Source organism: Dyella humi (assembly GCF_044904605.1).
GTDB classification, from domain to species: Bacteria; Pseudomonadota; Gammaproteobacteria; order Xanthomonadales; family Rhodanobacteraceae; genus Dyella_B; species Dyella_B humi.
In genome coordinates, this window is the sequence record NZ_JADIKI010000022.1 from 1,334,676 (window position 1) to 1,358,937 (window position 24,262).

The window sequence follows — 24,262 nt, forward strand, 5'->3', positions numbered from 1 at the left end:
CCTGATATGGACATCCCCTTTCTCAATCTGAAAGACATCAACGCCCGCCATGCCGACGAGCTGAAGGCTGCCGCTGCGCGCGTGATCGACTCTGGCTGGTACATCCTCGGCCGGGAAGTTGCGGCGTTCGAGCATGAGTTTGCCGACTACTGTGGCGTGCGTCATGCGATCGGCGTGGGCAATGGATTGGATGCGCTGTCGCTGATCCTGCGCGGCTACAAGGCATTGGGCGCGCTGCACGATGGCGATGAAGTGATCGTGCCTGCCAATACCTTCATCGCCAGCTTTCTCGCCATCACCGAAAGCGGGCTGGTGCCGGTACCCGTGGAGCCCGATCCGGCAAGTTTCAATATCGATCCGACGCGCGTGGCAGCGGCGATCGGTCCCCGCACACGCGCGATCATGGCTGTGCATCTGTACGGCCAACTTGCGGACATGGCCGCCTTGGCCGAGCTGGCCGAGCGTCATCAATTGCTGTTGATCGAGGATGCCGCGCAGGCGCATGGCGCGACCAGCGATGGACGCAAGGCTGGCGCATTCGGGCATGCCGCAGGCTTCAGTTTTTTCCCCGCAAAGAACCTGGGCGCGCTTGGCGACGGCGGCGCGGTCGTCACGAACGATACGTTGTTGGCTGCGCGCGTGACAGCACTGCGTAATTACGGCTCGGAAGTGAAGTACCAACATCTTTACCAGGGCATCAATTCACGTCTGGACGAACTGCAAGCTGCATTGTTGCGGGTGAAGCTGAAATACCTCGACGAGGACACCGCAAAGCGTCGCTACGTGGCGCGACGCTATCGCGATGGCATCAGTCATCCACTGATCCGCTTGCCTGCGGTGACAGACGAGGCGCGCCATGTTTGGCATCTGTTCGTCGTGCGTTGCGCGCAACGCGAAGCCTTGCAGCGACATCTGCAGACCCATGGTGTGCATAGTCAGGTGCATTACCCAAAGCCGCCGCATCGCCAGGGCGCATATCCCGCATTGCGTGGGCTGTCCTTGCCGTTGACCGAGCAATTGCATGGCGAAGTGCTGAGTTTGCCGATCGGGCCGACCTTGCGCGATGAAGACGTGCAGCGGGTGATTGCCGCCTGCCAGACGTTCGAGGGCACGGCATGAGCATTGTGCGCGCCGGCTTCTATTCGAGCATCGCCACCGCGGCGCGCCTGCTCGCGGGGCTGGTGATCGTGAAGCTGGTAGCGTGGCTGGCCGGGCCGGAAGGGGTGGGAAAGCTCGGCCAGTTCATGAGCCTGATGTCGTTGCTGGCTGTACTTGCCGGTGGCGGCATCAGCGCGGGCATCGTGAAATACGTGGCGGAATATCGCCACGATGCACAACGGCTTTCGCGCCTGCTGGCGGCGGCGCTGTGGTACGCATGCTGCGCTTCCGTATTGATGGGGTGCGCGGCATTGCTGATGAGCCACCAGCTCTCACTGTGGCTGTTGGGCGATACGCGTTACGAAAATTTGATCCGCATTCTCGCCGTCGCGCAGCTCGGTATTGCGTTGGCCAATTACATATTGGCAGTGATCAACGGCTTCATGGACGTGCGCCGGCTGGCCTTTATCCAGGTGCTTGGTTCGGTGCTGAGTGTGGTGCTAGCGCTGGGCTTGTCGCACTGGCTGCATCTGTATGGCGCACTGCTGGCGCTTGTAGCCGGGCAATTGTTGTTGCTGGTAGTAGGGCTGCCGGTCTGGCAGCGCAGTCCTTATTTCCAGCGTGGCATGTTGCGCATGCATTTCGACCGCGAGATGAGCCTGAAGCTGGCCGCTTTCTCGGTGATGACCCTTACCTCGGCGCTACTGCTGCCGCTGATCAACATTGCCGTGCGCAACCATTTGGCGTTGCAGTTCGGCTGGGAGCGAGTGGGTTACTGGCAGGCGGTGAGCAAGGTGTCGGATGCCTACCTGCTGTTCCTTACCACGGCGATCAACATTTATTACCTGCCCAAGCTCGCCGCCACGCACGATCGCCCATCCTTGGTGAGCGAGCTGCGAAACGCTTATCGGTACCTGCTGCCGGCCGTTGTCGTGCTGGCGTTGCTTGTCTACGCCATGCGCGGCTGGGTGACGAGTTTGCTGTTCAGTGCAGACTTTGCATCCGCCAATGCCTTGTACGCCCCACAGCTGCTGGGCGATGTGCTCAAGATCGCGTCCTTCATGCTCTCGTATCTGATGCTGGCCAAGGCGATGACGCGGCTATTCGTGATTTCCGAATGCGTGTTCGCGCTGAGCTACCTGGCTCTGGTCTACGTGTTTACCGCCTCGTTCGGCTTGATCGGCGCGATGTACGCCTTCGCCTTGAATTACTCGTTCTATCTCGCGTTCAACGTAGTCGTTGCGCGACGCTATTTGGGGGCGCTATGACGACAGCAGCCAAAGTGATGCCCACGCATGCGGCGGCCAGGCCGCTGGTTTCCGTGTTAATTCCGGCCTATAACCACGAGCGCTTCGTGCAGCACTGCCTGGACAGCGTGCTGGAAGATCCGTATCCGGCCAAAGAGATCGTGATCATCGACGACGGCTCCACCGATCGCACCGGGGAAAAGATCGCCGAATGGATCAAGGCGCAGGGTCACCTGCTGCGTGTGGAGTACGTGCAGCGCGAAAACCGAGGTATCAGCGCTGCCTGGAACGAATTGGCCGCACGTGCGCGGGGCGAGTTCCTGCGCCTGTGCGCCAGCGATGACTACCTTTTGCCAGGCGGTCTGGAGGCGCAGGTTCGCTACCTGCAAACGCATCCGACCAAGCGGGTAGTGGTCGGCGATTCCATCGTGGTGGACCAGTACGCCAACAAGTTGCATGACAGCGGCATGCGCGATTTGCATCATGCCGACAAGCGTTTGTACAGCAGCGACGAAGGGATTCGTCAAGCGGTGATCAGTCAGTGGGCGATCGGCGGTCCCGTCGCGTTGTTGCATAAGAGCGCGCTCGAGACTATCGGTCGCTGGACAGAAGGGTTGCGCATCGACGACTGGGATTTCTTCCTGCGCGTGGCCGCGCGCGACGCGCTTGGCTTTATTGACGTGCACGTGGGCGCGTATCGCTTGCACGGCAATAACGTGAGCAAGACGCGGCATACGGCCACGCGTATCGTCAATCTCACTGAAGCCTGCCAGGTGGCGCGGCGGCGGGCGGATCTGTTCGACGAGCCGCATCGGACTTTGCTCAAGGCGCAAGCGCATTACATTTGCGCGAAGATCGCGTTCTTGCAGAAGCGCCTGTTCGTGCTGACCTTCCACATGCTGGTGTATCTCGCGTTGCTGGCCGTGTCCAAGCTCAGAGCCTGTCCAATGTCTACGCATGGCCCGCGCCGGAATCTGTTTGCGCGCAAGACCAGGAGGAGCGAGGGCGCGTATGTCGATACGTAACCGAGCGAGGACACAGGATTGCGGGCAAACAGACCCGGCCCTCCGGGTTGCGTCTGAGCGGCCGCCATGCGGCAGCGCGCGGCTTGACCAGACGGCCAGTCTGGCGCTGTGCCACGCATTGCCACCTGACGACCGCTCAGACGCAACGCGGGCCATGCGTAGACATTGGACAGGCTCTTGGCTTCCGCCAGTCGGTACGCTGCTGGAGAAGACATGAGCCAGCTGCTGCGCCTGCCGTCCACCTATCTGGTGCTGCCGGTGCTGCTGGCGTGCGGGTTGACGCTGTTTAGTTTCGACATGCCTGAGGCTTATCTGCAAGGCGTGTTGTTGTTGGCGACTGCGTCGATGGGAGTGCTGCTGATCGACCTGCTGTTCGGTCCGCGGCTGCCGCCGATTGCATGGTTTCGTCATCGCCACTATGCCGGTACACGCGAAGCATTTGTCGCGCTGGCTTTCGCGGTGGCAGTCGGGCTTTTTTGTTTGCTCGATCTTGCGCTGTTTCCGATTCCGCTGATCACCAATCCGTCGTCTTACGCCACGATGGAGGGCGGCCACGAGCATATTCGGCACATTTCCGATATGTGCTGGACCTTGCCGCCGATCGGCTTGCTATGCGCGCGCAACCGCTGGTTGCGTTGGGTGCTGATCGTGGTGGGCGTGGCGTTTCCGGTGCTGGTGATCGATCGCAATCGTATCTTTGCGTCACTGTTTGCGCTCGCTATGGTGCTGTTGCTGCGCCGTGGCGAGCACAAGCGTGTGCCAGGGCTGCGTGTGATTTTTTTGGTGGTGCTGGGCGGCAGCGTGTTTTCCGTGCTGGGCATGTTGCGCTCAGGTTCGCTGGATACGGTCACCTTGCCTTTCAGCGACGCTTACCGTGACGCACCTCAGGGTGTGAAGTGGCTGCTGCTTTATATCAGCGCAGGCCCGTACAACTTCGGCGCGATTTTCGCCAAGCACTACGTGAACTCCGCATTCCTGATCAGTCAACTGGTGCCGATGGCCGGTTCCATCGCTACGGCCGACACGGATATCCCGCTGGACGCGCCGAATATCAACGTGGGTACGGAGTTCTTTCCGTTCCTGATGGCCTTCGGCCCCGCTGGGGCAGTGCTTTCGATCATTGGGCTGTATGCGCTGTTGGCGTGGAGTGTGCGGCGGCTGCTGGCGTCGGTCGCGTTGTTTCCCTTGCTGATTTTCCTTCGCGTTGCGTACGTGTGTGTGATGTCGCCGTTTGCTCCGCAAGCCTATACCTGGACCAACGCCGGCTTTATAGCCATTTGCCTGGTGCTGCAGATGCTGACCGTATGGCTGCCGAATCGTAACGCGCTACACAACCTTTCCGACGAGCATGCCAACTATGCAACGAGATGAAATTTACTTGATCGATATGTGGCGCATCCTGCTGCGCGAATGGCGCTGGTTCGTGGCGGTGCTGATCGTGGTGCTCGCTGCAACCTTCGTCTTCCTGCGCGTGACCAAGCCGCAGTGGCAAGCCGATGCCTGGATCCAGATCGGGCAGGTCGGCGCGGCGCCGGCAGGGCAAGATCCCAAGGCCGAACCGCTGCAACGCGTTCTGGAGCGCATGAAGCTGATCCCGTTCCAGAACGAAACGCTTGAAAGCATCGGCATTGGGCCGCGTACTCCCGAAGCCGGGCTCTATCGCCATAGTCTCAAGCTGGAGCCGTTGCCTTACGCGGGTCCGCTGATCAAGCTAAGTGTGCGTGCGCACTCACCGGAGATGGCCCGCAAGCTGGCCGAGACGACCGTCGAGCGGTTGAAGGCCATCCACCGCGGCGCCGAAGCCACGGAGCTGAATTTTGCCAAGGCGCGTCTTGCCGAAGTACAGGCGGACTTGCAGCAAGTCACCGCAGAAAGGGATCACTTGCAACAAGTCGCGACGCAGAACAAGGATGACTTCGCAGGCCTCTTGCTGACCAGCAAGAACGACGAGATGCGCTCCCTGCAACTGGCGCGCAGTGATCTGCAGGCGCGGTTAAGCAGCACCTACACGTACGACACTTCGCTGATGTGGCCGGTCTACGTACCGGAGAATCCGGTGTTTCCCAATCCCGCACTGACGTGGGGAATGGGGGGCGTATTGGGGTTGTTCCTGGGAACATTGACTGCGGTGCGCCGGAATGCGTTGAGGCGACGCGCTGCGGTTTCCGCCACGATGTCCCGGCTTGGGGCGACGGAGCTTTCGTAGGTTGGGATTGTCATCCGAGCTTACGCATGGTGATCGCGAAGCGCCTGAATCAACCGACAGAGCACGTTCAATGAGTGAGCAGGCCATGATCCACCCGTCCGCAGACGTGCAGAGCTCCCATATCGGTGCCCGCACACGGGTGTGGCAATACGTCGTTATCCTCGAAGGTGCCCGTATAGGCGAAGACGTGAACATTTGTTCCCACTGCTTCATTGAGAACGATGTGGAGATCGGCGACCGCTCGACCATCAAGTGCGGTGTGCAGTTGTGGGACGGCGTTCGTATCGAGGACGACGTCTTCATCGGACCAAACGCCACATTCACCAACGACCCGTTCCCACGCTCGCGAGTCCGGCCGGACGCCTTCCTCCAGACCCGTGTATGCAAGGGTGCCTCAATCGGAGCAAACGCCACGATCCTCCCAGGGATCACGATCGGGGAGGGCGCGATGGTAGGCGCTGGTGCGGTGGTGACCAAATCGGTGCCGCCGCTTGCGATCGTCGTTGGCTCGCCTGCGCGCATTGTCGGCTACGTCGATTCGTAGGTTGGGATACCCATTCAACCAAAACCGCCCACCCGAGCACTCACGAACGTGCCATACCCCGGCAGTACGGAGATCGAAGTGAGCGGGTCCTATCAGCTTGAAACAGGAAGCGACGCGATGACGATGGACGAGTCGCAACTGCTCGACACGCAACGCGCATTCGACAGCGTCGCGGCGGATTACGACGGCCCGCGCGGCAACAACGAACTGATCCAGCGCATGCGGCTCACTTTGTGGAGCACCGTGCGCAACGAATTGCCGGCTGGCTCGCGGCTGCTCGACCTGGGTTGCGGTACTGGCATCGACGCGGTGGAATTCGCACAGCGCGGTTACCAAGTGACGGCCAGCGACTGGTCGCCGCGCATGGTGGAACGCACGCACGCACGTGCTGCCGCGGCAGGCGTTGAGACGCAGGTCAAAGCCGTGCACGTAGGCGTGCATCAGCTCGACCAACTGGAAGGCGGGTTCGACGGGATCTATTCCAACTTCGGTCCTTTGAACTGTGCACCCGACATGGGTGCGGTCGCCACTCAATGCGCGCGCCTGCTGCGGCCCGGCGGCAAGCTGGTGTTTTCGGTGATCGGGCGTATCTGCCCGTGGGAATTTGGCTACTACTTGTTCAAAGGACGTATTAAGCGCGCATATGTGCGCGCCGCGCGTGGCGTCACGCCGGTGGGCATGAACCGCCACACCATCTGGACGCAGTACTACCTACCGCGTGAGTTCTATCGCACCTTCGCGCCGCACTTTGCGTTGGATAACTACCGTGCGCTGAGCCTGTTCATGCCGCCGCCGTACCTGGTGGATTTTTATCGCCGCCATCGCAATGGCTGCGAACGGCTCGGCCGGCTCGACGATCGCCTGGGCGCGCTGCCGCTGCTACGCGACATGGGCGATCACTTCCTGATCGTGATGCATCGGCGCTGATTACGTGGACGCGACGCACGCCAAAACCCACGCCAGCTTGTGCCACGCGGCGACGGTGTTGCCGGAAGGTGTTTCGCGTGGGCCGCTGTCGATCAGGGCAGGTCGCGTGGACGCCTCGACGGCGTCATGGGCGTATCGGGTCGATCTGCGTGATCACCTGATTTTTCCGGGCCTGATCAACGCGCACGATCACCTGCATGTCAACGCCATTCCGCCGTTACGTGCACACACGCCGTTCCCGAACAGCTATGTCTGGATCGCCGCATTCCAGCAACATTTTGAGCATCCCGACGTGGTCGCCGCACTGCAAGTGCCCAAGGCTTTGCGGCTGCGGCACGGCGCGTTGAAGAACCTGCTGGCCGGCACCACCTGCGTAGCGCATCACGATCCCTGGCATCCGGCACTGGATGCGCAGGATTTTCCTGTTGCGCTGCTGCGTGATTATGGCTGGAGCTACGCGCCCGGCTGGCCGGGTTACGGTCCGCCGATGCAAGAAAGCTTTGCCGCCACACCGTCCGATCGCCCTTGGCTGATCCATCTTGCCGAAGGCACGGATGCGGTGGCGCGCGCCGAACTTGCCCAGCTCGATCAATTCGGCTGTCTCGCGAGCAACAGCGTATTGATTCACGGCGTTGGCTTAAGCAGCGGCGACATCGAGCGGGTGATTGCCCAGGGCGCTGCGGTGGTGTGGTGTCCGAGCAGCAATCTTGCCTTGCTCGGGCACACGCTCGATCCACGGCGCTTGTGCGAAGCAGGTCGTCTGACGTTGGGCAGCGATTCGCGCCTCAGCGGTGCGCGCGACCTGCTCGATGAACTGGCTAATGTGGTGGACGGCTATGGGCTCAGCTCGAAGCAGTTGCTTGCGCTAGTGACTACGCAGGCTGCAGGCATCTTACGCATGCCTGCACGCGGTCATCTGTTGCCCGGGGCGTCCGCCGACATGGTGATCGTCGAAGATCGTGGCGGCGATGTCATGCGCAGCCTGGTCGGCATCGATCGCAGTCGTATTCGTGCGGTGGTGCGTGATGGCATGCCGTGCATCGCCGATCCTGATTTCGCCGAATGGTTTGCGGCGGCCGGCGTGGAAACGGTGCAGGTGATGCTGGACGGCAAAGCCAAGTTGCTGGCCAAGTCGCTGGCGGATGAGGCATTGATCGCGCTCGAACCAGGGCTTGAATGGACGGCTGGCGAAGGCCGGCAGGAACACAAGTTGGCTGTGGCCGGCGGGAGTTGCTGATGTCACGCCTGCCGGTTCTTTCACCTTCCGAAGCGTATGCATTGTGGGCGCCTACGTATCCGGCGCACGCACACAACCCAGTGATGCAGGCCGAAGAGCGCGCAATGCTCACCTTGATGCCCGCCGATCTGCACGGAAAGAACGTGCTCGACGCCGGTTGCGGCAGCGGTCGCTACATGCTGCGCGCGCTGCGACGTGGCGCGGCACGCGCGGTCGGTGTCGATCTCTCTTCGGACATGCTGCGGCACGCGTATGCTGAGCTGAAGGCAGGCCGATTCGATGCAGGCTTCGGGCTGGCACAGGGCAGCGTGTCGGCATTGCCGATGCCGGATATGTGGTCCGATCTCACGATCTGCGGCCTGGTGGTTGGTCACCTGGAACACCTGCATAGTGCTTTGCACGAACTGCATCGCGTGACCAAGCCGGGCGGCGTCGTGCTGTGCAGCGATGTGCATCCGATCGGCCCGGCGCTCGGCTGGCTGCGCGATTTCAAGGCCGGCGGCCAACGCTATGCCGTGCAGCATACGCAGCATCTCTACAGCCATTGGCACAAGGCCTGCGCCGCGCTCGGGCTGGTAATCGAGGATGTGTTGGAGCCGATGCTTGATATGCGTGACATTCCTTCGGGAGCGAATTTCGATCGCATCGCGTTGGAAGTGCCGGTGGCGTTGGTGTTTCGGTTGCGGCGTGCGCTTGCTGTTCCCTCTCCTTTCGGGGGAGAGGGTTAGGGTGAGGGGTCAAGGCTTGCCGGGAACGATGAAAGTGCGCTGGTTGATGTGCTTTTGGGTTGTCGCGCGCGGACAGGTCCCGGAGAGGTTGGCCCCTCACCCCAGCCCTCTCCCCGAAGGGGAGAGGGAGTCAACCCTTTTGATCGCATCGAGATCATGACCCATTCCCCACGCACCCTCCTGATCAACCCCACCATCACCTCGCGCTCCAGCGCGCGCTTTCCGCTATCCCTGCTGCACTTGTCCGCCGCATTGGATAAGCACGGCAGCAGCGAGATCATCGACGGCAACGTCGATCGCGACCTGATTGGCGAAACACTGCGCACGATGGAGCAGGGCGGTTTCGATGCAGTAGGCGTAAGCGTAATGGGCGGGCCGCAGATGGCTCCGGCTATCGACGTGTCGAAAGCGATCCGCGAACGTTTTCCATCCACGCCCATCATCTGGGGCGGTTATTTTCCCACGCTCTACACCGATACCGCATTGGCCGCGCCCTATGTGGATTACGCGATCCGCGGGCAGGGTGAGGAAAGCCTGCCGGAGCTGGTGGCTGCGTTGGGCAAGTCAGACCCGGCGCTGGCCAATATCGGCGGGTTGTCGTGGAAGGATGGTGATTCGGTCGTACACAACCCGAATCGCCGCTTTTCGCTTGGTGACAACGGCCTGGTGCTGCCGTACGACAAGCTGGGCGATCCGCGCCGTTATCTGGCACGCACGTTTCTAGGCCGACGCACGGCAGCGCACCAGGCGGCGATCGGTTGCCGCTTCCGTTGTACGTTCTGCGGTGTGGCGGCGATGTTCGGCGGCACCACTATGCTGCCGGCCGCCGCACGGCTCGAACGCGATCTGAGTTATCTCAAGTACGAGCTCGGCGCTGATTCGATCCAGTTCTTCGACCACAACTTCTTCGATCGCGAAGAAGACATGATTCCCCTGCTTGAAGTGATGGCGAAGCTGGAGCTGCCCTGGTGGTGCTATGCGCGTGCCGACGCGTTACTGAACCTGTCGGAGAGCACGTGGAAGCTGGTGCGCAAGAGTCGACTCAAGATGGCCTACATCGGTGCGGAATCTCCCAGTGGCCAAATGCTGAAAGAAATCCGCAAAGGCACGCGCCCAGACCAGACCCTGCAGGTGGCCGAACTATGCCGGCGCAACGGCGTGATTCCCGAGCTGTCCTTCATGGTCGCGCCGCCGGAGAACACCGAGGAAGAAACCGAACACACTTTCGAGTTCATCCGTGAACTGAAGCAGATCAATCCGGAAGCCGAGATCATCGTCTATATCTACACGCCGCTGCCCGAGAGCAGCCGGCATGAGAAGGACCGTGGCAAGCGTCCTGGCATGGCATTGCGCGATCTCAACGGCGAGCCGGTGATTTTCCCGAAAACGCCGGAAGAATGGACGCAGCCGCAATGGATCAACTACGCCTGCCATGCCGACGCGCCCTGGCTCACCGACAAACTGCGCCAGCGCATCCACGATTTCGTGACCGTTCTGCGCTGCCGTTTTCCGACGGTACAGGACATGCGCTCGCCGCCATGGGCCAAGCGCAGCCTGAGTGCGATGGCCACGTGGCGCTATCGCTATCGCCGATATGACCGGCCGTGGGAGTTGAATCTGGCCAACCGGCTGGTGCGCTTGCGCATGCCGCAGGTTTCGGGTCTTTGAAGGGCAGGCGCTTGCACGTCGCACAGATCAATTTTCTACCGGCGCCGAAAGGCGTTGCTGCCGCGGAAGTGTTCGAACAATGGCCTTCATTGCTGGATATACCGGAAGCGGCCGCGAGTGCAGGCGTCCGGGTTTCGGTGATCCAGGCCGCTATGCAGCGGGAGCAGGTGACGCGCAACGATGTCGACTATCACTTCGTCGATGTCAGCGAGACGAGCACGGTCATGCATCGCAGCCGCGATTTCGCGGCCTTGCTCGATGATTTCAAGGCAGACGTGCTGCACGTGCATGGTCTTGGCTTCGCCGAAGATGCCTTTGCCATCGCGCGTCATCTTCCGCGCTTGCCGATCCTGTTTCAGGATCACGCCGACCGGCCGCCGCGCTGGTGGCGACGTCCGCGCTGGCGATACTGGTATGCCTCCGCTGCGGGCGTTGCGTTCACCTCCACCGAACTGGCGCGGCCCTTCATCAAGGCCGGCCTGTTCGCACCGCGCATGCAGGTGTTTGCGATACCTGAATCCAGCTGCCGTTTCACGCTTAGCGATCGTGCAAAGGCGCGCGCTGAAACCGGATTGTATGGCGACCCTTGCGTGCTATGGGTGGGGCATTTGAACACAGGCAAGGATCCGCTGACCGTGCTCGATGGCATCGCGCAGGCTGCCGTAGAGCTTCCCGACCTGCAGCTGTGGTGCGCCTTCGGCAATGCACCGCTGCTTGCTGACGTCCAACAGCGTGTGGCGAACGATCCGCGGCTCGCCGGGCGCGTGCATCTGTTGGGCAAGGTTCCGCATGCGCGCATCGAGCGCTTGATGCAGTCTGCGGATCTGTTTGTTTCCGGCAGCCATGCCGAAAGCTGCGGCTATGCCTTGCTGGAAGCGATGGCGTGCGGTGCGGTGCCGATCGTTACGGATATTCCGTCGTTCCGGATGCTCACTGGTAACGGTCGCATCGGTGAACTGTGGCCATGCGGCGATGCTTCGCGACTTGCCGACGCTTTGCTGCGTACCGCATTCAACAGGTCATCGCAGGCAGAGGTGCGCGCGTACTTCGATGAAACACTTTCGTTCGCCGCAGTAGGTCGGCAATGGGCAAGCGCCTATGCGCAAGTGCACGAAAGCCGGCAAGGTGGCGCACGATGAAGCTTGCCTTGGTGCTGCCCGGCGGCGTGGATCGCAGCGGCGAATTTCGCGTGATTCCTGCCTTCTTAGCCTTGATCGAGCGATTGGCGCGCAAGCACGACGTGCATGTTTTCGTGCTGCACCAGGAGCCGGCACCGAACCGCTGGGAACTGGTCGGCGCGCAGATTCATAACATTGGCGACGGGTGGACGCGCTTGCGCGCCATTGCGGCGATCCGTGCCGAACATCGCCGTTCGCCGTTCGATCTCGTCCACGCCATCTTCTCCGGTTCCTGCAGCTTCATTGCGGTCACGGCCGCCAAGTTGCTCGGGCTACCAAGCGTGGTACACATCGCCGGCGGCGAACTGGTCGCACTGCATGAGATTGGCTACGGCGGTCGACGCAAGTGGAAGGGGCGATTGCGTGAAGCGCTGATATTGCGAGGCGCAGATGTGGTGACGGCGGCAAGCGCGCCGATTATCGATTCGCTGAACACACTTGGACTCGAGGCTACACGCGTGCCGTTGGGTGTCGACCTGCACACGTGGCCGCCACTGGCACCGCGCAGGCGATTGGCAAAACAGGCGCAACTGATCCACGTCGCGAGTATCAATCGCGTCAAGGACCAGCCGACCTTGTTGCGCGCGCTGGCGGTACTGGCGAGAGAGGGCTTGGAGTTTCAATTGGACATCGTTGGTGTCGACACTCTTCAAGGCGAGATGCAAGCCCTGGCCGATCAACTTGGCTTGCAGGAGCACATCCGCTTCCTCGGCTTCAAGACGCAACGCGAACTGCGCCCGCTCATGGAAGCGGCCGACCTGCTGGTGATGTCGTCGATGCATGAAGCTGGCCCGCTGGTGCTGCTTGAGGCGGCAGTGACGGGTGTGCCAGCCGTCGGTACTGCGGTGGGCCATCTGGCGGAATGGCAGCCATCCGCGGCGCTGGCCGTGCCAGCGGGAGATTCGGCTGCCATGGCCAAAGCGATTCGCTGCGTACTCGAAGATGAAGCACTGCGTCTTCGACTCGCTGGTGAAGCGCAGTGTCGTGCAGTGCAGGAAGATGCCGATTGCACGGCGCGGCTGTTCGAGGCGTTGTATCAGCAGCTGCGCAAGGCTTGAAGCCTGGTTATGCCTTCCGTGGCCGTGTCGTAAAGCCTCATGCATCAAGGCCCGGTCGTTTTGGTGTGCCGCTTCGCTTCCACTTCCCGCTGGATCGGGCCCATGCTCCGGATCGGCTGGCCCTTGATCACCATCGAGGCGTAGCGCCACGCGTGCCGGCAAGAGACGATCAAGCTGTACCAACCCAAGGGAGCGGGCTGGATCGCCGCATTCATGGCGCGCGCATAGTCGAGCACCAGACCTGGTGTCCACGCCATCGCTTCGGCGCGTTTGCGCAGCTGGGCGGCCACCCATAGTTCCGAATTCAGCATGGCGCGTAGGAAAACCATCAGCCCCACGCCATCGCGAGCCAGGCTGCCTTCCAGTGCGGCTTCCAGGCAATGCGCGACGGTGCTGGAGCAGTTGCGGCTGGTGAGGTTATAGGTGGTGTCCTGACGATAGCGTTGCCAGAACGCTAGCAGCCGACCGCGATCGTAATCAGTGAAACGCACTTGCGCGGTGGAATTGCACCAGCCGGCCGCTTCGATGGCATACGAAGGCAGGAACCTGCCATCCACATTGTTCTCGGCCGTTGCACGGAGCATCTGCGCGAAGTCGCCGCCGGTGCGGTCGATCTCCACGGCCGGGTAGTGGCTCACATAGATATCCGGCGTGCATTCCAGCGCCGCGTGACCGGTGGACACGACACCCTTGCCGTCGACGGCGGCGATGTAGCGATCTACCAGTGGATGCGGTACCACGTCTTCGGCGGAACCGGCCGGCGTCCACACATGCACCACTAGCTCGCCGGCATCGCCCGCCGCCGCTTCGGGCTTCAACTCGCGCTCCGTCGGTGGCAGGCCATGTGCCAGCAGCAGCGAAAGCGCGGCGTTATCCGGCAGGCGCTTCAGGCGCACGGCGTGACGCAGCAGTCCGATGCCGGAAAGGAACAGACCCATGCCGATGCAGTAAGGCACCGTGCCTGCATAGAAGGTGGGATACGGCTCGAACATAAAGGCCGCGAAAAGCACTTCCAGCACGCCAGTCACCAGCGACAAACGCCAGCCTCTGAAGCGCACCACGGCCGCCGCGGCGATGCGGAAGCCGCCGTCGATCAGAAAGCACAGCCCGAACAGCATCGCCAGAATCACGCTGGCCGTATGGTGCGCGTCGATGATCAATAGACCCAGCACCAGGAACGCCGTGCCGCGCGCCTTGCGCAGCACCGCCGTGGTGCCCGGTCGCGGTGACGACACCACCAAGGTCACGACGGCCTCGATCAGCATCAGATAACCGAACACATGGATGGGGAAGTACATCACGCCATCCAGCGCATCGACAAAGATCGCCGCGCCCAGCACCGCCCACAGTGCGCCTATCGCAGCCAGCAACGGCCAGCGCCGCTTAATGAAATCCGTGCCCAACAGAAGCAGACCGAGTCGAACCATGCATCGTTCTCCGTCGATAAGCGTCCTTGACAACCCGCTCAGGCTGCGCTGCGCGAGCGCGCCAGAAACACCGCGAACACCGCGCAACCCAGTGCGATCATCCCCGGTAAGCCGAACAGCGCATTCACGCCCATCGCCACACCTGCCAGTGTCGGGCCGGCCAGCGCGCCCAGACCCCAGGCCATGCCCATCACCGCGTACACACCTACCAGATCGCTACCCTCGAAGCGGCTACCCACCATCGCCAGCATCACCGTATAGATGCCCACGAACAGGCCGCCCCACACAAACACTACACTGAAAGCGAGCCATGCATGGCTCAGCGCGAACGGCCACACCAGCGCGCCGAACGCGGAGATCAGCGCCAGCACCATCACTAGTCGCCGCTTGTCCATGCGGTCCGCCAGCCAGCCTATCGGCAACTGCAACAGGATCGCGCCCAGCATCAGCGTGGAGATCAATTGCATCGCCTGGCTCTCGGTCCAGCCTTGCCCAGTCGCATACAACGCGATGAACGACAACCCCGCCGTTTCCACGCCGGCATTGAGTACGGTAGTAGCCATCGCCACCGGTGCCAGCCGCAGATACTTCATAGGCTGGGCGGACTCCGGTCGGCTGCGTAGGGGCGCGGTGACCCATGGCAGCGCGAGAAACACCGCTGCGCCCAGCGCGATGGCGGCGCCGACCAGATACGCCTGCGTGCGCACCCCCAGCACCGACAGCAGCGCCGGTCCCAGCACCATGCCCAGCGACAGCGACGCGGTATAGATCGCCATGGTGCGTCCGCGCGCCTGTTCCGTGCTGAGCACATTGGTCCAGGTCTCCGACATCACAAACAGGGCCTCGGCCGCCGCGCCGAGCACTATGCGCAGCGGAAACCACCACAGCACATTGCCAATGCTGGTGAACAGGGCGAGCGTGATGGCCGTGACCAATAACGCGAGCATCGCCAGGCTCCGCGCGCCCAGTCGCGCCGCCAGCATCGGCATCATCGGTGCGATCAGCAGCACGCCTAGCGCATGCATCGCCGCGTTGATGCCAATGAACGTGCTGGAGTGGCCACGCTGTTCGAGGCTCATCGCGATCAGTGGCGCGGAGAGGCTATAGCTCAGGCCGAAGATGGTGGCTGCGGCGATCACCGCTCCCGTGGAAAAGTGGCGCCGCCACAGCGCCGCGCTGCCGGCACTCGCTGCTGCTGCCGCAACGCGCCCGTCGGGCGGCGGCGCCAACTGCTGTCTTTCCTGATCGGCCCGATCGCGCATGCCATGCCCTCGCTGGCGTCGCTACGCAATGGCCCGAGCTTAGCCGATAACGGCCACTGACTTCGTGGCTAACACGATGGCGCGAGCAATCGGTCTAGCGTATCTGCGCGCGCACGCTCGATCTACCGGCCGCGTCAGGTGGAATAGAAGGTTTCGGCCGGCTTCAGTTCTTCCATTTTCTTCACGATCAATTCACCACTGCGCATCGCTGTGCGCGCATACGGCTCCAGCAGAAGTCATCATCATCACGAGTGGCAGGAAAACACTTCTGCTGACAAAGCGGAGTTGCATCTTAAATTTACGCATCTCCAAAAACATCGTGATTAGCTTCACACCCACACCATCTCATCCTCAACCTGAAACGCGCCATGTGGTACTTACATCGTATTGACGATGTTCGTTTGCGTTTTACAGGGGCACTCCAGAACACCAGTCATTAACGATCAGGCGCGTCCTGAAATGACATGTGCAAAGTGCTAGTGCCTTGCACATGATTCGTGCGCGCTCGTCGTTTTGTCGAATTGATTCAATGCGGCCTTTTCAGCCAGCAAAGGCTAAATGGTCGCGCTTTAACAGGGGAAGGGGTGGTGAACAAAAAAATCGACGCGTCGAGCATCGAGCTGTGGCGGTATTACCGAAGGCAGCCGTATCTGTTCGCGCAGCTTCCAGAAACCTGGCAGCTTTCCATCGAGCAGAATTACGCCGAGGCAATGAAGCGTTTGAGACAGCGGCAGCGTCGCAAGGCGATACCCATTTCGATCATGGCGACCTTGGCAGCGCTGAGCGTGTCGAAGGCGAAATCCGCGACGACCTACACTGCCACACTGACAGGAACTTCGTCTGACACGTCATACCACACGTCCACGGATGCTAGCGGCAACCTGGTCTACGGCTTCAACAGCGGTGACAGCATCAATACCACGGGCAGCGGCGCCAACGTTTACAGCGTTGATCTTGAGAACAGTAGTCCAAAAGTCATTCTGCAAGCAGGAGCGAATGGAACAGGTCAGCTGAGCTTTTCCACCACGCGGCCGGCGGTCGGATCCTGGGGCGTCGTGGATACGATCAACGTGCAGGGCGGGGCCAATCTCACCGTTAACGGCAACAGCACCATCTACGCCCAGGCTGACGATACGTTGAACAGCGCTGCGACCGGTGTGCGCGTTTATCAAGGCACAGCCACGTTCAACGGCACCACGTCTATCACTACGTATACGCCCGGTTATTCGCAGGGACTGTGGGTCTATCAGGGACATGTCACCTTCAATGGCGATGCTTCCTTCACCGCGCAGGCGCGCGGTTCGTCCACCAGCGCCATCTATAACTCAGGCGGTGGAATCGGCAATGTGGTCATCAACGGCAATGCCACGGTGGTGGGTTACGGCATCTGGCCCAGCGACAACGTGCATGGCATTTACAACGATGGACAGAACACCAAGCTAACCATCAACGGCAATCTAACTTTATCTGCCACATCGAACGGTTCCACCGTGATGGGCATACGTAATCAGGGCAATCTGCGTATTTCGGGCAATGCCACCATCACGGCCAATGGCCCGCGTTCGGCATACGGCATCGACAATACGCATCGCACGGCGCGCACCTATGTTGGCGGTGATCTCGACGTATCGGTGACCAATACCACCGGTTACGTACCCTTCGGCAACCCTACCGGATTGAGCAACCTGTACGGCATGGGCGGCTCCATGACCTTTGGCGGCGCGGCAAGCGTCAAGGTCACGGCAACCACTGAAACCTATGCGATCAATAACAATGGCGTGGTGTCGTTCACCAACACCGACAAGACGGCAGTACTACGTGCAAGCACCAGTTGTTCGACCTGCGATGTCTACGGAATTTTGAACAGCGGCGGAAGCGTTGCGTTGGCGGGTGGTCTCGATGTTTACGAGTCGACGTCCGGAACGGGGCATCGCTATGCCATCTGGAACGTTGCCACCAGCGGGAACAACGCCCAGGTCACCGTCAATCAGGCGGGCAATCAATCCATAAAAGTGGACGGCGACGTGCTGACCGGTAGCGTGACGGACACGTCGACCGGCACGGTCTACAGCGGCACGACGACACTGAACTTCGACGACAGCTCGTCGTATCTGAAGGGGCTTGTGCTTGGCTACACCGCCACTGGCATAGCGAAGTTGTCCTTTACCAACGGCGCAAGCTGGATACCCACCGGCACCGGCACGCTGTCCACGGACTTCGGATCCGGCAGCCTCACCATCGGCTCTGGAAGTGCGATTGACATGGCTGCCAGCTGGGGCACGTTTTCGCCCGGCAGCGTTCCATCACACAGCTTGCGCACCTTGCAGATCGGCAGTAGCGCCAGCAGCGGCGCTTCGGTGAATCTCGCTGACGGCGCCGTGTTCACGCTGCTGAGCGATGTTCGCAACGCGCAGGCGGACAAGGTGGTGTTCGGCAGTGGCATCACTGCGTTTACTGCACAGGGCACGCAGGCCGTGCGCATTGCTTACGATCCCGTGCTCGATGACACCTCATGGGTCAGCGCTTCGGCGATCCAAAGTGGTGTCTCTATCGCAGCTTCCAGTCCCATCGTGATTGTCGATGCCAGTTCTGCGGCGAGTGGCGCGGCGAGCTTCCAGGCTGTGCGCGGCCTGACCAGCCAATGGAGCACGACTTATGAGAACGCGCTGGTGCGCTTCTCTTACGTGCCCGAGGTCAGCCTCAGTTCCAACCGCAAGCAGATACTGCTGGCCGGCATCGATATTCTCGGCAACGGTACGAGCACGAGCGGTAGCACTGGGAACAGTTCGAGTTCCAGCGGCAGTTCCGGTACGACAACGGGTTCAAGTACCGGCACGACCAGCACTTCGAGTACCGGCACCTCCAGTACAGGAAGTGGCACGCCCACGGGTTCCGTAGTGGCTACGACGGGTAGCGGAACCACGACGCAGTCCGTCAATGCGGTCACCATTACACCTTCCACCGGCGTACTGGTGGCGGGCGATGCTGCGCTCGCGCTTTCCAACATCTGGCAGATCGAGGAGCAGGCGGTGTCCCGTCGCAGCGAATCGCTGCGTGCGGAAAAAGATTCCGCGGAGTCTGCGCTGTGGGTAGACACGGATGGAGGCGACTTCAACGGCAGCAGCAGTTATGGCCGCACATATCGGCAAACCGTGACGAACGCGTCGATCGGCGCGGAACGACAAGCGGATTTCGATGGCGGGCACAGCGCCACCGGCCTGGTCTATACGCATACGCAATCCCACGCCAGCTTGCAGGATGGTAGGGCCGATCTGCGTGGCGATTCGCTAGGCGCCTACGGCAGCTGGAATGCCAATCAAGGCTTGTTTGCCGACGTGGTGGCGCGCGTCGGACAGTTGCGCAACAGCTATACCTCGGCGGATTCGTTCGGCATCACCGCGGGCCACTACCGTTCGCGCGCAGCCAGCGTTTCCGTTCGCGCGGGCCGGCGCTTTCAAGGTGCGCGGGGTGGATACATCGAACCGCAGGTGCAAGCGGCCTATGGCTCGATTGGCTCCAGCAGCTACACCGCCAGCAACGGCGTGCGCTTCAATGTGAATTCGAATCACACATTCCAGTCACGCGCCGGCGTGCTGTTCGGCAAGGCGTTTTCTCTTTCGACATTGACTACCGGTGACGTGTATACGCGCGTGGCGGTGGTGCATACGATCGGCGATCGGCCGGACATCACCGCATCGCTCGATGGCGGTTCTTTGCCGGTGGTACTGCCGGCGCGGCACGCCACGACCGGTGAAGCTGCGGTGGGAGGACATGTTGCGTTGGCTGGGCGCTGGAGTGTTTTTGCCGAAGCGGGGCGTACATCCAGGAATGACGTGGTAGCCGGTGGATGGCGTGCAAGTGCGGGAGTGAGGTTGAACTTTTAAGATTCACTCTTTCATGAGGCAAGATCGGGCTTGGCTCCAGGGTGTGTAGATCACTATGCTTCCCGAGTCAGTTATCGAAAAAGGCTCGCATGAACAACCGCATTAACACCGTCATCTTCGATCTCGGCAACGTCCTGATCGGCTGGGACCCACGCCGTCTGTACCGGCAGCTGATCGAAGACGAAGAGCGCATGGAATGGTTCCTGCGCGAGGTGTGCAACAGCGAATGGAACGAGCAGCAGGATGCGGGGCGCTCCTGGGCGAAAGGTACCGCCTTGCTGCGCGCCCGTTTTCCCGAGCATGCCGAGCTGATCGATGCGTATCACCTGCGCTGGGAAGAAACGCTGGTCGGCCCCATCGAAGGCAGCGTTGCACTGCTGGCGGAGCTCAAGGCGAGCGGCGTGCGTGTGCTGGCACTCACCAACTGGTCGCAGGAAACCTTTCCGATTGCGCGGCAGCGCTATCCGTTCCTGCAGTGGTTCGAGGGTATCGTGGTATCCGGCGAGGAGCGATTGGTGAAGCCCGATCCGCGTATCTATCAGTGCTTGCTGGAGCGCTACTCGGTGGATCCGGCCAAGGCGCTTTATATCGACGACTCCGCGCGCAATGTTGCGGCAGCTGAAGCGTTAGGCATGCAGGGGTGGTGGTTTCGCGATCCTGCAGGATTGCGGCAACGGTTGGTAGATTTGAGGTTGATCGACGGTGCGAAGTCTCTCTCCGTCCCTTATGTGTAGCGGGGAGAGGGCAGTGTAGGGAACCCTAAAAATGCTCCAACGCTGCCCTAACCACATATAGCGTATCCATCCGCGGCACAGGACCGGTCAACCAGGTGAGGATGCGCCGCCCATGCCTCAGCGTCACCCAGCTTTGCCCCTGCAGCCAAACCTGCGTACGCACCATGTCGGCGCGTTCCTGCTTGGCCTCTTCGGTGGGCCGAATGCGATTCCGGACGCAACGTCCGGCCTCACTCACGGACCGCGACCATTCAATGCCAGGGAGCGCATTCAGCCATAACGCCGAACACGACACCTGCGTGAGCATTTGCCGGCGTGACAGCGCACGCAACAGAACGGGGCAGTTCGGTTCGATACGATCGAGCACCGCGCTCGGCACGGCGTTGTCGTAATAGCGCGCCACCATGCGCAGCGGCGGCAACGCCCACCACGGCGATTCGCCGCTGCGTTCGTTCCACAGTACCTCCCAATCGCTGGCGAGCATGCGCGTGGCGAGCAGGGAAATGTCGTTGAGATGCAGAAGGCGCAGGCTGCGTCCGCAGATATTGCCGGCGGCATGCAGCAGCAGGTGGCTCATCAAGGCGCCGTTCGACGGATAGGGATTCAAGCCGGGCACAGGTTGGCTCGGATAGATTCGTTCGGTGATGTCGACCGTGGAGATGGGCAGCCGCTCCTGGATGCGCGTATGCAGCTCAATATTGATCGGCGTGTCGCGATGCTCGCCCAGGCCCGTCACCGTCTCGCCGGCGGCAGGTTTGAAGGTTCGGTGCTTCCATTGCGTGAACGACTCCACGTAGCCAAGCGCCTGCAGCAGCTTGCCGGTTCGCTCCGCGTCGCTTTCGCGCACCAGCAGATCGATATCGGCCATCGGTCGCTCGCCGGGCGCATAGAGTCCGATCGCATGCAGCGCCGAACCCTTCAGTGCAACGATGGCGACGCCGGCCGATCGCGCTTCGGCATCGATGCGCCTGAGCAGTTCCGCAATCCGCTGGTGACGCTGTTCGACGTGCTCGCGCTGATTGGCCAGGAACCGCCGCCACGCCATGTTCTGCCAGGTCGAATAGCCACATAGCAGCGGCGCGACACCATGCGCGGCTGCCGCGGCCGAGGCGAGGCGCCATTCCAGTTCGTTCCAATCGGGCGCGGTGCTACCCGGACGCGCCAGTTCGCACGCCAGCGTTTCGGTGGTGCGGCGCAGGCCGGCTTTAACAAGTTTGAGCGGTGGCAGCATGGCGTATGGCTATCGTCGTGACCGGCGGTGCGTTGTGTTGATCGGTGCGGTGCGCGTATTCGTTGGCGATCAGCGCTTCCCATTGCGCATCCAGTACTGCGCGCGCTTCGTCGTGATTGGCGTGTTGCTGCAAGGTGACTTGCTCATGCAGTAGATCGCGTACGCGGCGATAGAACTCCGAGTCATACGCGCCGCGGAACATCATGGCGAGATCGTCGCTATCGTCCCAGTGCGTTTTCTTGCCGAGCTGCGCCTTGACCTGTTCGTAGAACTTGGTGCCGGGCAGGGGATAGGAAACGCTCACGCCGATATCGTCCGGCGCGGCCTGCGTAACCAGGTCGCGGGTGGCCAGCAGATCGTCCAATTGCTCACCCAGGTAACCAAGCTGGATGAAGAATCCAACGCGGATGCCGCGGATGCCGAGCCGTTCGCGTGCGGTAATCAGTTCCGGCACCTTGGTGCCCTTATTCATGGCATCGAGCACGCGTTGACTGCCGCTTTCCGCGCCGATCCATGCTTCTGCGCAGCCCGCCTGCTTGAGCGCGTCGGCCATGCGCTCGCTGATCAGGTCGGCGCGAGTCTGGATGATAAATGGTACCGAGCCGTCGGCGGCGCGCAGATGTTCGGCGAATTCGGTAACCCAATCGACGTGGAAACCGAAGATGTCGTCCGCCATCCAGATGTGATCGGGCTGGAAGGTGCGCTTCAGATACGTCATCTCCGCTGCCATGTCCTCGGCGCTGCGCTGCTTGTAGTGATTGCCCCAGATTGGCTTGGCGCACCAGGTGCAGCGGAACGGGCAGCCGCGTGACGCGGCCATGTTGAGGCTGAAATAGCCGTGCCGTTCGTGCCACAGGCGGCGGTAGCGATCGATGTCAACCAAGTCCCACGCCGGACGAAGCGTGAGCCGCGGATCCGGAGGCACCACGCCGATGCGTGTGATGTGCGTCTGTTCGCTGACGAGCGTCGCGACGCCGGTGATGCCGGCGGTCCAGCTCTCATCGTCGATGCTCGGATCACGTTCAAGCCGCTGTATCAGTTCAACCAACGCCGCAATGCCTTCGCCGATCAGTACGGCATGCGCGCCCGCGGAAAGAAAAGCCTCTGGCTGATCGGAAGCATCGGAGCCGGCCACGATTACCCGTGCACCGCGTGCACGCGCTTCGCCGATCATGTGACACGCCGCTTCGCGCATGCGGCTCAGGCACATCTTGGTGAGGTAGTTGAAGTTGTCTTCGTAGAGCACTACCACCTCGGGCGCAGCGGCATGCAGCGACGCCGCATAGTCCTCCACACCTTCGGCCAGCATAGCGTCGAACAGGCTGATCTCGTGCCCCATCTGCCGCAGCAGCGCAGCGATTTGAATCGTCGCGAGCGGGGGATAGGGTTTGCCGCGCTCCCACTGTTTCCGGTCATACCTCAGGAAATAGGAGTGGCCGACCTGAATCCTTAGCATCCGTAGCGCCTCAATCATAGCCGTGGGAAAGCTGCAGCCTGTAACGCTGCATGACCGTGAGTGCTGCACGCCCGGTTTTCGGTTGCGTGCCGTGGGGTAGCTGCTTGCTGACAACCTTTTGCGGGTTCAAACGCACTCACGGCCAACCCCACCGGCTGCATAAGGCCCATTCGAACGCATGGCCGCGACTGCCCATTACGTCACCCATGACGTCAGTGCCGATCCTTTCGGCGAGCGCTCGTCCAGGCACTTGTCCGTGCACAAGCAGCTACTGGGCGGGCGCTTTCGTTTTGAAAGCACCAGCGATGAGCTGCTGGATCTGGTCGAGGCCGCGTATGGCGGCTTGCCGCCGCAGCATCTGCCGATTGCGGCACCGGATTTTCGCATCGAGCTGCGGTTGGTTCCGGGGCGACTCCTGCCGAACGTCATCGAGCCGCCGCCGGTGCAAATGCAATCCGGCGCGGGTCTACTCTGCGGGGTGATGGATGCATCCAACTACGTGGTCGTGATGCCGGCGCAGCAGCGGGCGCTGGTGGTGGCGTCGGAAGACATGCTCGGTTTTCCCTATCACTTGCGCTACGAGCTGATCGAATTCGCCGTCTTCATCCTGGCTACGCGCGGCTTGGGGCTGGTGCCCCTGCATAGCGCCTGCGTGGGCAGGGAAGGGCGCGGCGTGTTGTTGCTAGGTGCCAGCGGTGCGGGCAAATCCACTCTGGGTTTGCATAGTCTTCTGCACGGGCTGGAGTTTCTTTCCGAAGATGCCGTGCTGGTGCATTCGGAAACCTTGCTGGCGACCGGCGTGGCTAACTACGTGCATGTGAAGGCGGATGCGCTGCGTCTTATCGATGACGAAGCGGCGCATAGCTGGATTTGCCAGGCACCGGTAATTTGTCGCCGCAGCGGTGTGCAGAAGTTCGAGGCGGATCTGCGCTTGGGTCATGGTCGGCTTGCTGCAGCGCCATTGAAGCTGGTTGGCGCGGTGTTCGTTTCTGCGGAATCGGCGGAACATTTCGAAGAATTATTGACGCCTGTTCCCAAGGATGAAATCGCCGCGCGCTTGCATGCTGACCAGCCATATGCGGCGGGGCAACCGGGATGGTTGTCGTTTCAGCAGAAGATGGTGCGGATGGGAGCATATGAGTTGCGTCGTGGTGCGCATCCGAAGGCGTCTGTCGATGCATTGCAGCGGCTGCTTGATCGACTGGATAGCCTCTGATGTACGTTCGGCTCGCGGTAATCCATGCCGTCATTCCCGCGAAAGCGGGAATCCATCTTCGCTTTAAGCCTCAGAGCAACATGGATTCCCGCTTTCGCGGGAATGACGGCACGGTAAGGACGGTAAACGGTGCGTG

Annotated in this window: 18 protein-coding genes and 1 pseudogene; 15 read left to right on the top strand and 4 right to left on the bottom strand. The window is 61.4% G+C overall.

The window, feature by feature from the left end; translation table 11 throughout:
• The first annotated feature begins 6 nt into the window (after positions 1 to 6).
• The 12 genes and pseudogenes from ISP18_RS10665 to ISP18_RS10720 all read left to right on the top strand — a co-directional run bounded on the left by ISP18_RS10665 (position 7) and on the right by ISP18_RS10720 (position 12,916).
• Complete coding sequence (locus ISP18_RS10665) at positions 7 to 1,119, top strand: DegT/DnrJ/EryC1/StrS family aminotransferase (protein WP_380010640.1); 1,113 nt, start codon at positions 7 to 9, stop codon at positions 1,117 to 1,119.
• Complete coding sequence (locus tag ISP18_RS10670; protein ID WP_380010643.1) at positions 1,116 to 2,366, top strand: O-antigen translocase; 1,251 nt, start codon at positions 1,116 to 1,118, stop codon at positions 2,364 to 2,366. The genes ISP18_RS10665 and ISP18_RS10670 overlap by 4 nt, the downstream gene beginning before the upstream one ends.
• The gene (locus ISP18_RS10675) at positions 2,363 to 3,370 is read left to right on the top strand and encodes a glycosyltransferase family 2 protein (protein ID WP_380010646.1); all 1,008 of its coding nucleotides are present in this window, start codon (positions 2,363 to 2,365) and stop codon (positions 3,368 to 3,370) included. The genes ISP18_RS10670 and ISP18_RS10675 overlap by 4 nt, the downstream gene beginning before the upstream one ends.
• Positions 3,371 to 3,583: 213 nt before the next feature.
• On the top strand, positions 3,584 to 4,741 hold the full coding sequence (locus ISP18_RS10680) for a hypothetical protein (RefSeq protein WP_380010649.1): 1,158 nt from the start codon (positions 3,584 to 3,586) through the stop codon (positions 4,739 to 4,741).
• The gene (locus ISP18_RS10685) at positions 4,728 to 5,576 is read left to right on the top strand and encodes a Wzz/FepE/Etk N-terminal domain-containing protein (protein WP_380010652.1); all 849 of its coding nucleotides are present in this window, start codon (positions 4,728 to 4,730) and stop codon (positions 5,574 to 5,576) included. Before ISP18_RS10680 ends, ISP18_RS10685 begins: the two co-directional genes overlap by 14 nt.
• A gap of 85 nt (positions 5,577 to 5,661) precedes the next feature.
• Positions 5,662 to 6,111: pseudogene (locus ISP18_RS10690) on the top strand (acyltransferase); the annotation flags it as partial.
• Positions 6,112 to 6,237: 126 nt separating this feature from the next.
• Positions 6,238 to 7,047, top strand: coding sequence for a class I SAM-dependent methyltransferase (locus ISP18_RS10695; protein WP_380011050.1), 810 nt, complete (start codon positions 6,238 to 6,240; stop codon positions 7,045 to 7,047).
• A gap of 4 nt (positions 7,048 to 7,051) precedes the next feature.
• Positions 7,052 to 8,284, top strand: a complete 1,233-nt coding sequence (locus tag ISP18_RS10700) for an amidohydrolase family protein (protein ID WP_380010655.1) — start codon at positions 7,052 to 7,054, stop codon at positions 8,282 to 8,284.
• Positions 8,284 to 9,012 (top strand): class I SAM-dependent methyltransferase, encoded by a 729-nt coding sequence (locus tag ISP18_RS10705; protein WP_380010658.1) that lies wholly within the window; start codon positions 8,284 to 8,286, stop codon positions 9,010 to 9,012. Before ISP18_RS10700 ends, ISP18_RS10705 begins: the two co-directional genes overlap by 1 nt.
• Before the next feature lie 156 nt (positions 9,013 to 9,168).
• On the top strand, positions 9,169 to 10,680 hold the full coding sequence (locus ISP18_RS10710) for a B12-binding domain-containing radical SAM protein (protein ID WP_380010661.1): 1,512 nt from the start codon (positions 9,169 to 9,171) through the stop codon (positions 10,678 to 10,680).
• 11 nt (positions 10,681 to 10,691) lie between these two features.
• Entirely contained in the window at positions 10,692 to 11,819 is a 1,128-nt protein-coding gene (locus ISP18_RS10715) for a glycosyltransferase family 4 protein (RefSeq protein ID WP_380010664.1), read from the top strand.
• A complete protein-coding gene (locus ISP18_RS10720) occupies positions 11,816 to 12,916 on the top strand; it encodes a glycosyltransferase family 4 protein (protein ID WP_380010667.1) in 1,101 nt (366 codons plus the stop codon). Before ISP18_RS10715 ends, ISP18_RS10720 begins: the two co-directional genes overlap by 4 nt.
• Before the next feature lie 44 nt (positions 12,917 to 12,960).
• On the opposite strand, the gene ISP18_RS10725 is transcribed toward ISP18_RS10720, so the two are convergent.
• On the bottom strand, positions 12,961 to 14,343 hold the full coding sequence (locus ISP18_RS10725) for an HdeD family acid-resistance protein (protein ID WP_380010670.1): 1,383 nt from the start codon (positions 14,341 to 14,343) through the stop codon (positions 12,961 to 12,963).
• 38 nt (positions 14,344 to 14,381) lie between these two features.
• Positions 14,382 to 15,605 carry an MFS transporter gene (locus ISP18_RS10730; RefSeq protein ID WP_380010673.1) on the bottom strand — a complete coding sequence of 408 codons (1,224 nt, stop codon included), beginning with the start codon at positions 15,603 to 15,605 and terminating at the stop codon, positions 14,382 to 14,384.
• A gap of 587 nt (positions 15,606 to 16,192) precedes the next feature.
• Between ISP18_RS10730 and ISP18_RS10735 the strand changes: the two genes are divergently transcribed.
• Positions 16,193 to 19,489, top strand: coding sequence for an autotransporter outer membrane beta-barrel domain-containing protein (locus tag ISP18_RS10735; RefSeq protein WP_380010676.1), 3,297 nt, complete (start codon positions 16,193 to 16,195; stop codon positions 19,487 to 19,489).
• 89 nt (positions 19,490 to 19,578) lie between these two features.
• Positions 19,579 to 20,223, top strand: coding sequence for an HAD family hydrolase (locus ISP18_RS10740; protein WP_380010679.1), 645 nt, complete (start codon positions 19,579 to 19,581; stop codon positions 20,221 to 20,223).
• Positions 20,224 to 20,248: 25 nt separating this feature from the next.
• On the opposite strand, the gene ISP18_RS10745 is transcribed toward ISP18_RS10740, so the two are convergent.
• Both ISP18_RS10745 and ISP18_RS10750 read right to left on the bottom strand, forming a co-directional pair.
• Complete coding sequence (locus tag ISP18_RS10745) at positions 20,249 to 21,454, bottom strand: nucleotidyltransferase family protein (RefSeq protein WP_380010682.1); 1,206 nt, start codon at positions 21,452 to 21,454, stop codon at positions 20,249 to 20,251.
• Complete coding sequence (locus tag ISP18_RS10750) at positions 21,429 to 22,910, bottom strand: B12-binding domain-containing radical SAM protein (RefSeq protein ID WP_380010685.1); 1,482 nt, start codon at positions 22,908 to 22,910, stop codon at positions 21,429 to 21,431. The genes ISP18_RS10745 and ISP18_RS10750 overlap by 26 nt, the downstream gene beginning before the upstream one ends.
• A 178-nt stretch (positions 22,911 to 23,088) precedes the next feature.
• On the opposite strand from ISP18_RS10750, the gene ISP18_RS10755 reads away from it, so the two are divergent.
• On the top strand, positions 23,089 to 24,126 hold the full coding sequence (locus ISP18_RS10755; RefSeq protein WP_380010688.1) for a phosphoenolpyruvate carboxykinase (ATP): 1,038 nt from the start codon (positions 23,089 to 23,091) through the stop codon (positions 24,124 to 24,126).
• Positions 24,127 to 24,262 lie beyond the last annotated feature (136 nt).

Excerpts from the sequence above, each read along its gene's own strand:
- ISP18_RS10665 (WP_380010640.1), top strand. The coding sequence starts at position 7 with ATGGACATCCCCTTTCTCAATCTGAAAGACATCAACGCCCGCCATGCC.
- ISP18_RS10670 (WP_380010643.1), top strand. The coding sequence starts at position 1,116 with ATGAGCATTGTGCGCGCCGGCTTCTATTCGAGCATCGCCACCGCGGCG.
- ISP18_RS10675 (WP_380010646.1), top strand. The coding sequence starts at position 2,363 with ATGACGACAGCAGCCAAAGTGATGCCCACGCATGCGGCGGCCAGGCCG.
- ISP18_RS10680 (WP_380010649.1), top strand. The coding sequence starts at position 3,584 with ATGAGCCAGCTGCTGCGCCTGCCGTCCACCTATCTGGTGCTGCCGGTG.
- ISP18_RS10685 (WP_380010652.1), top strand. The coding sequence starts at position 4,728 with ATGCAACGAGATGAAATTTACTTGATCGATATGTGGCGCATCCTGCTG.
- ISP18_RS10695 (WP_380011050.1), top strand. The coding sequence starts at position 6,238 with ATGACGATGGACGAGTCGCAACTGCTCGACACGCAACGCGCATTCGAC.
- ISP18_RS10705 (WP_380010658.1), top strand. The coding sequence starts at position 8,284 with ATGTCACGCCTGCCGGTTCTTTCACCTTCCGAAGCGTATGCATTGTGG.
- ISP18_RS10710 (WP_380010661.1), top strand. The coding sequence starts at position 9,169 with ATGACCCATTCCCCACGCACCCTCCTGATCAACCCCACCATCACCTCG.
- ISP18_RS10720 (WP_380010667.1), top strand. The coding sequence starts at position 11,816 with ATGAAGCTTGCCTTGGTGCTGCCCGGCGGCGTGGATCGCAGCGGCGAA.
- ISP18_RS10725 (WP_380010670.1), bottom strand. The coding sequence starts at position 14,343 with ATGGTTCGACTCGGTCTGCTTCTGTTGGGCACGGATTTCATTAAGCGG.
- ISP18_RS10730 (WP_380010673.1), bottom strand. The coding sequence starts at position 15,605 with ATGCGCGATCGGGCCGATCAGGAAAGACAGCAGTTGGCGCCGCCGCCC.
- ISP18_RS10740 (WP_380010679.1), top strand. The coding sequence starts at position 19,579 with ATGAACAACCGCATTAACACCGTCATCTTCGATCTCGGCAACGTCCTG.
- ISP18_RS10745 (WP_380010682.1), bottom strand. The coding sequence starts at position 21,454 with ATGCTGCCACCGCTCAAACTTGTTAAAGCCGGCCTGCGCCGCACCACC.
- ISP18_RS10750 (WP_380010685.1), bottom strand. The coding sequence starts at position 22,910 with ATGCTAAGGATTCAGGTCGGCCACTCCTATTTCCTGAGGTATGACCGG.
- ISP18_RS10755 (WP_380010688.1), top strand. The coding sequence starts at position 23,089 with ATGGCCGCGACTGCCCATTACGTCACCCATGACGTCAGTGCCGATCCT.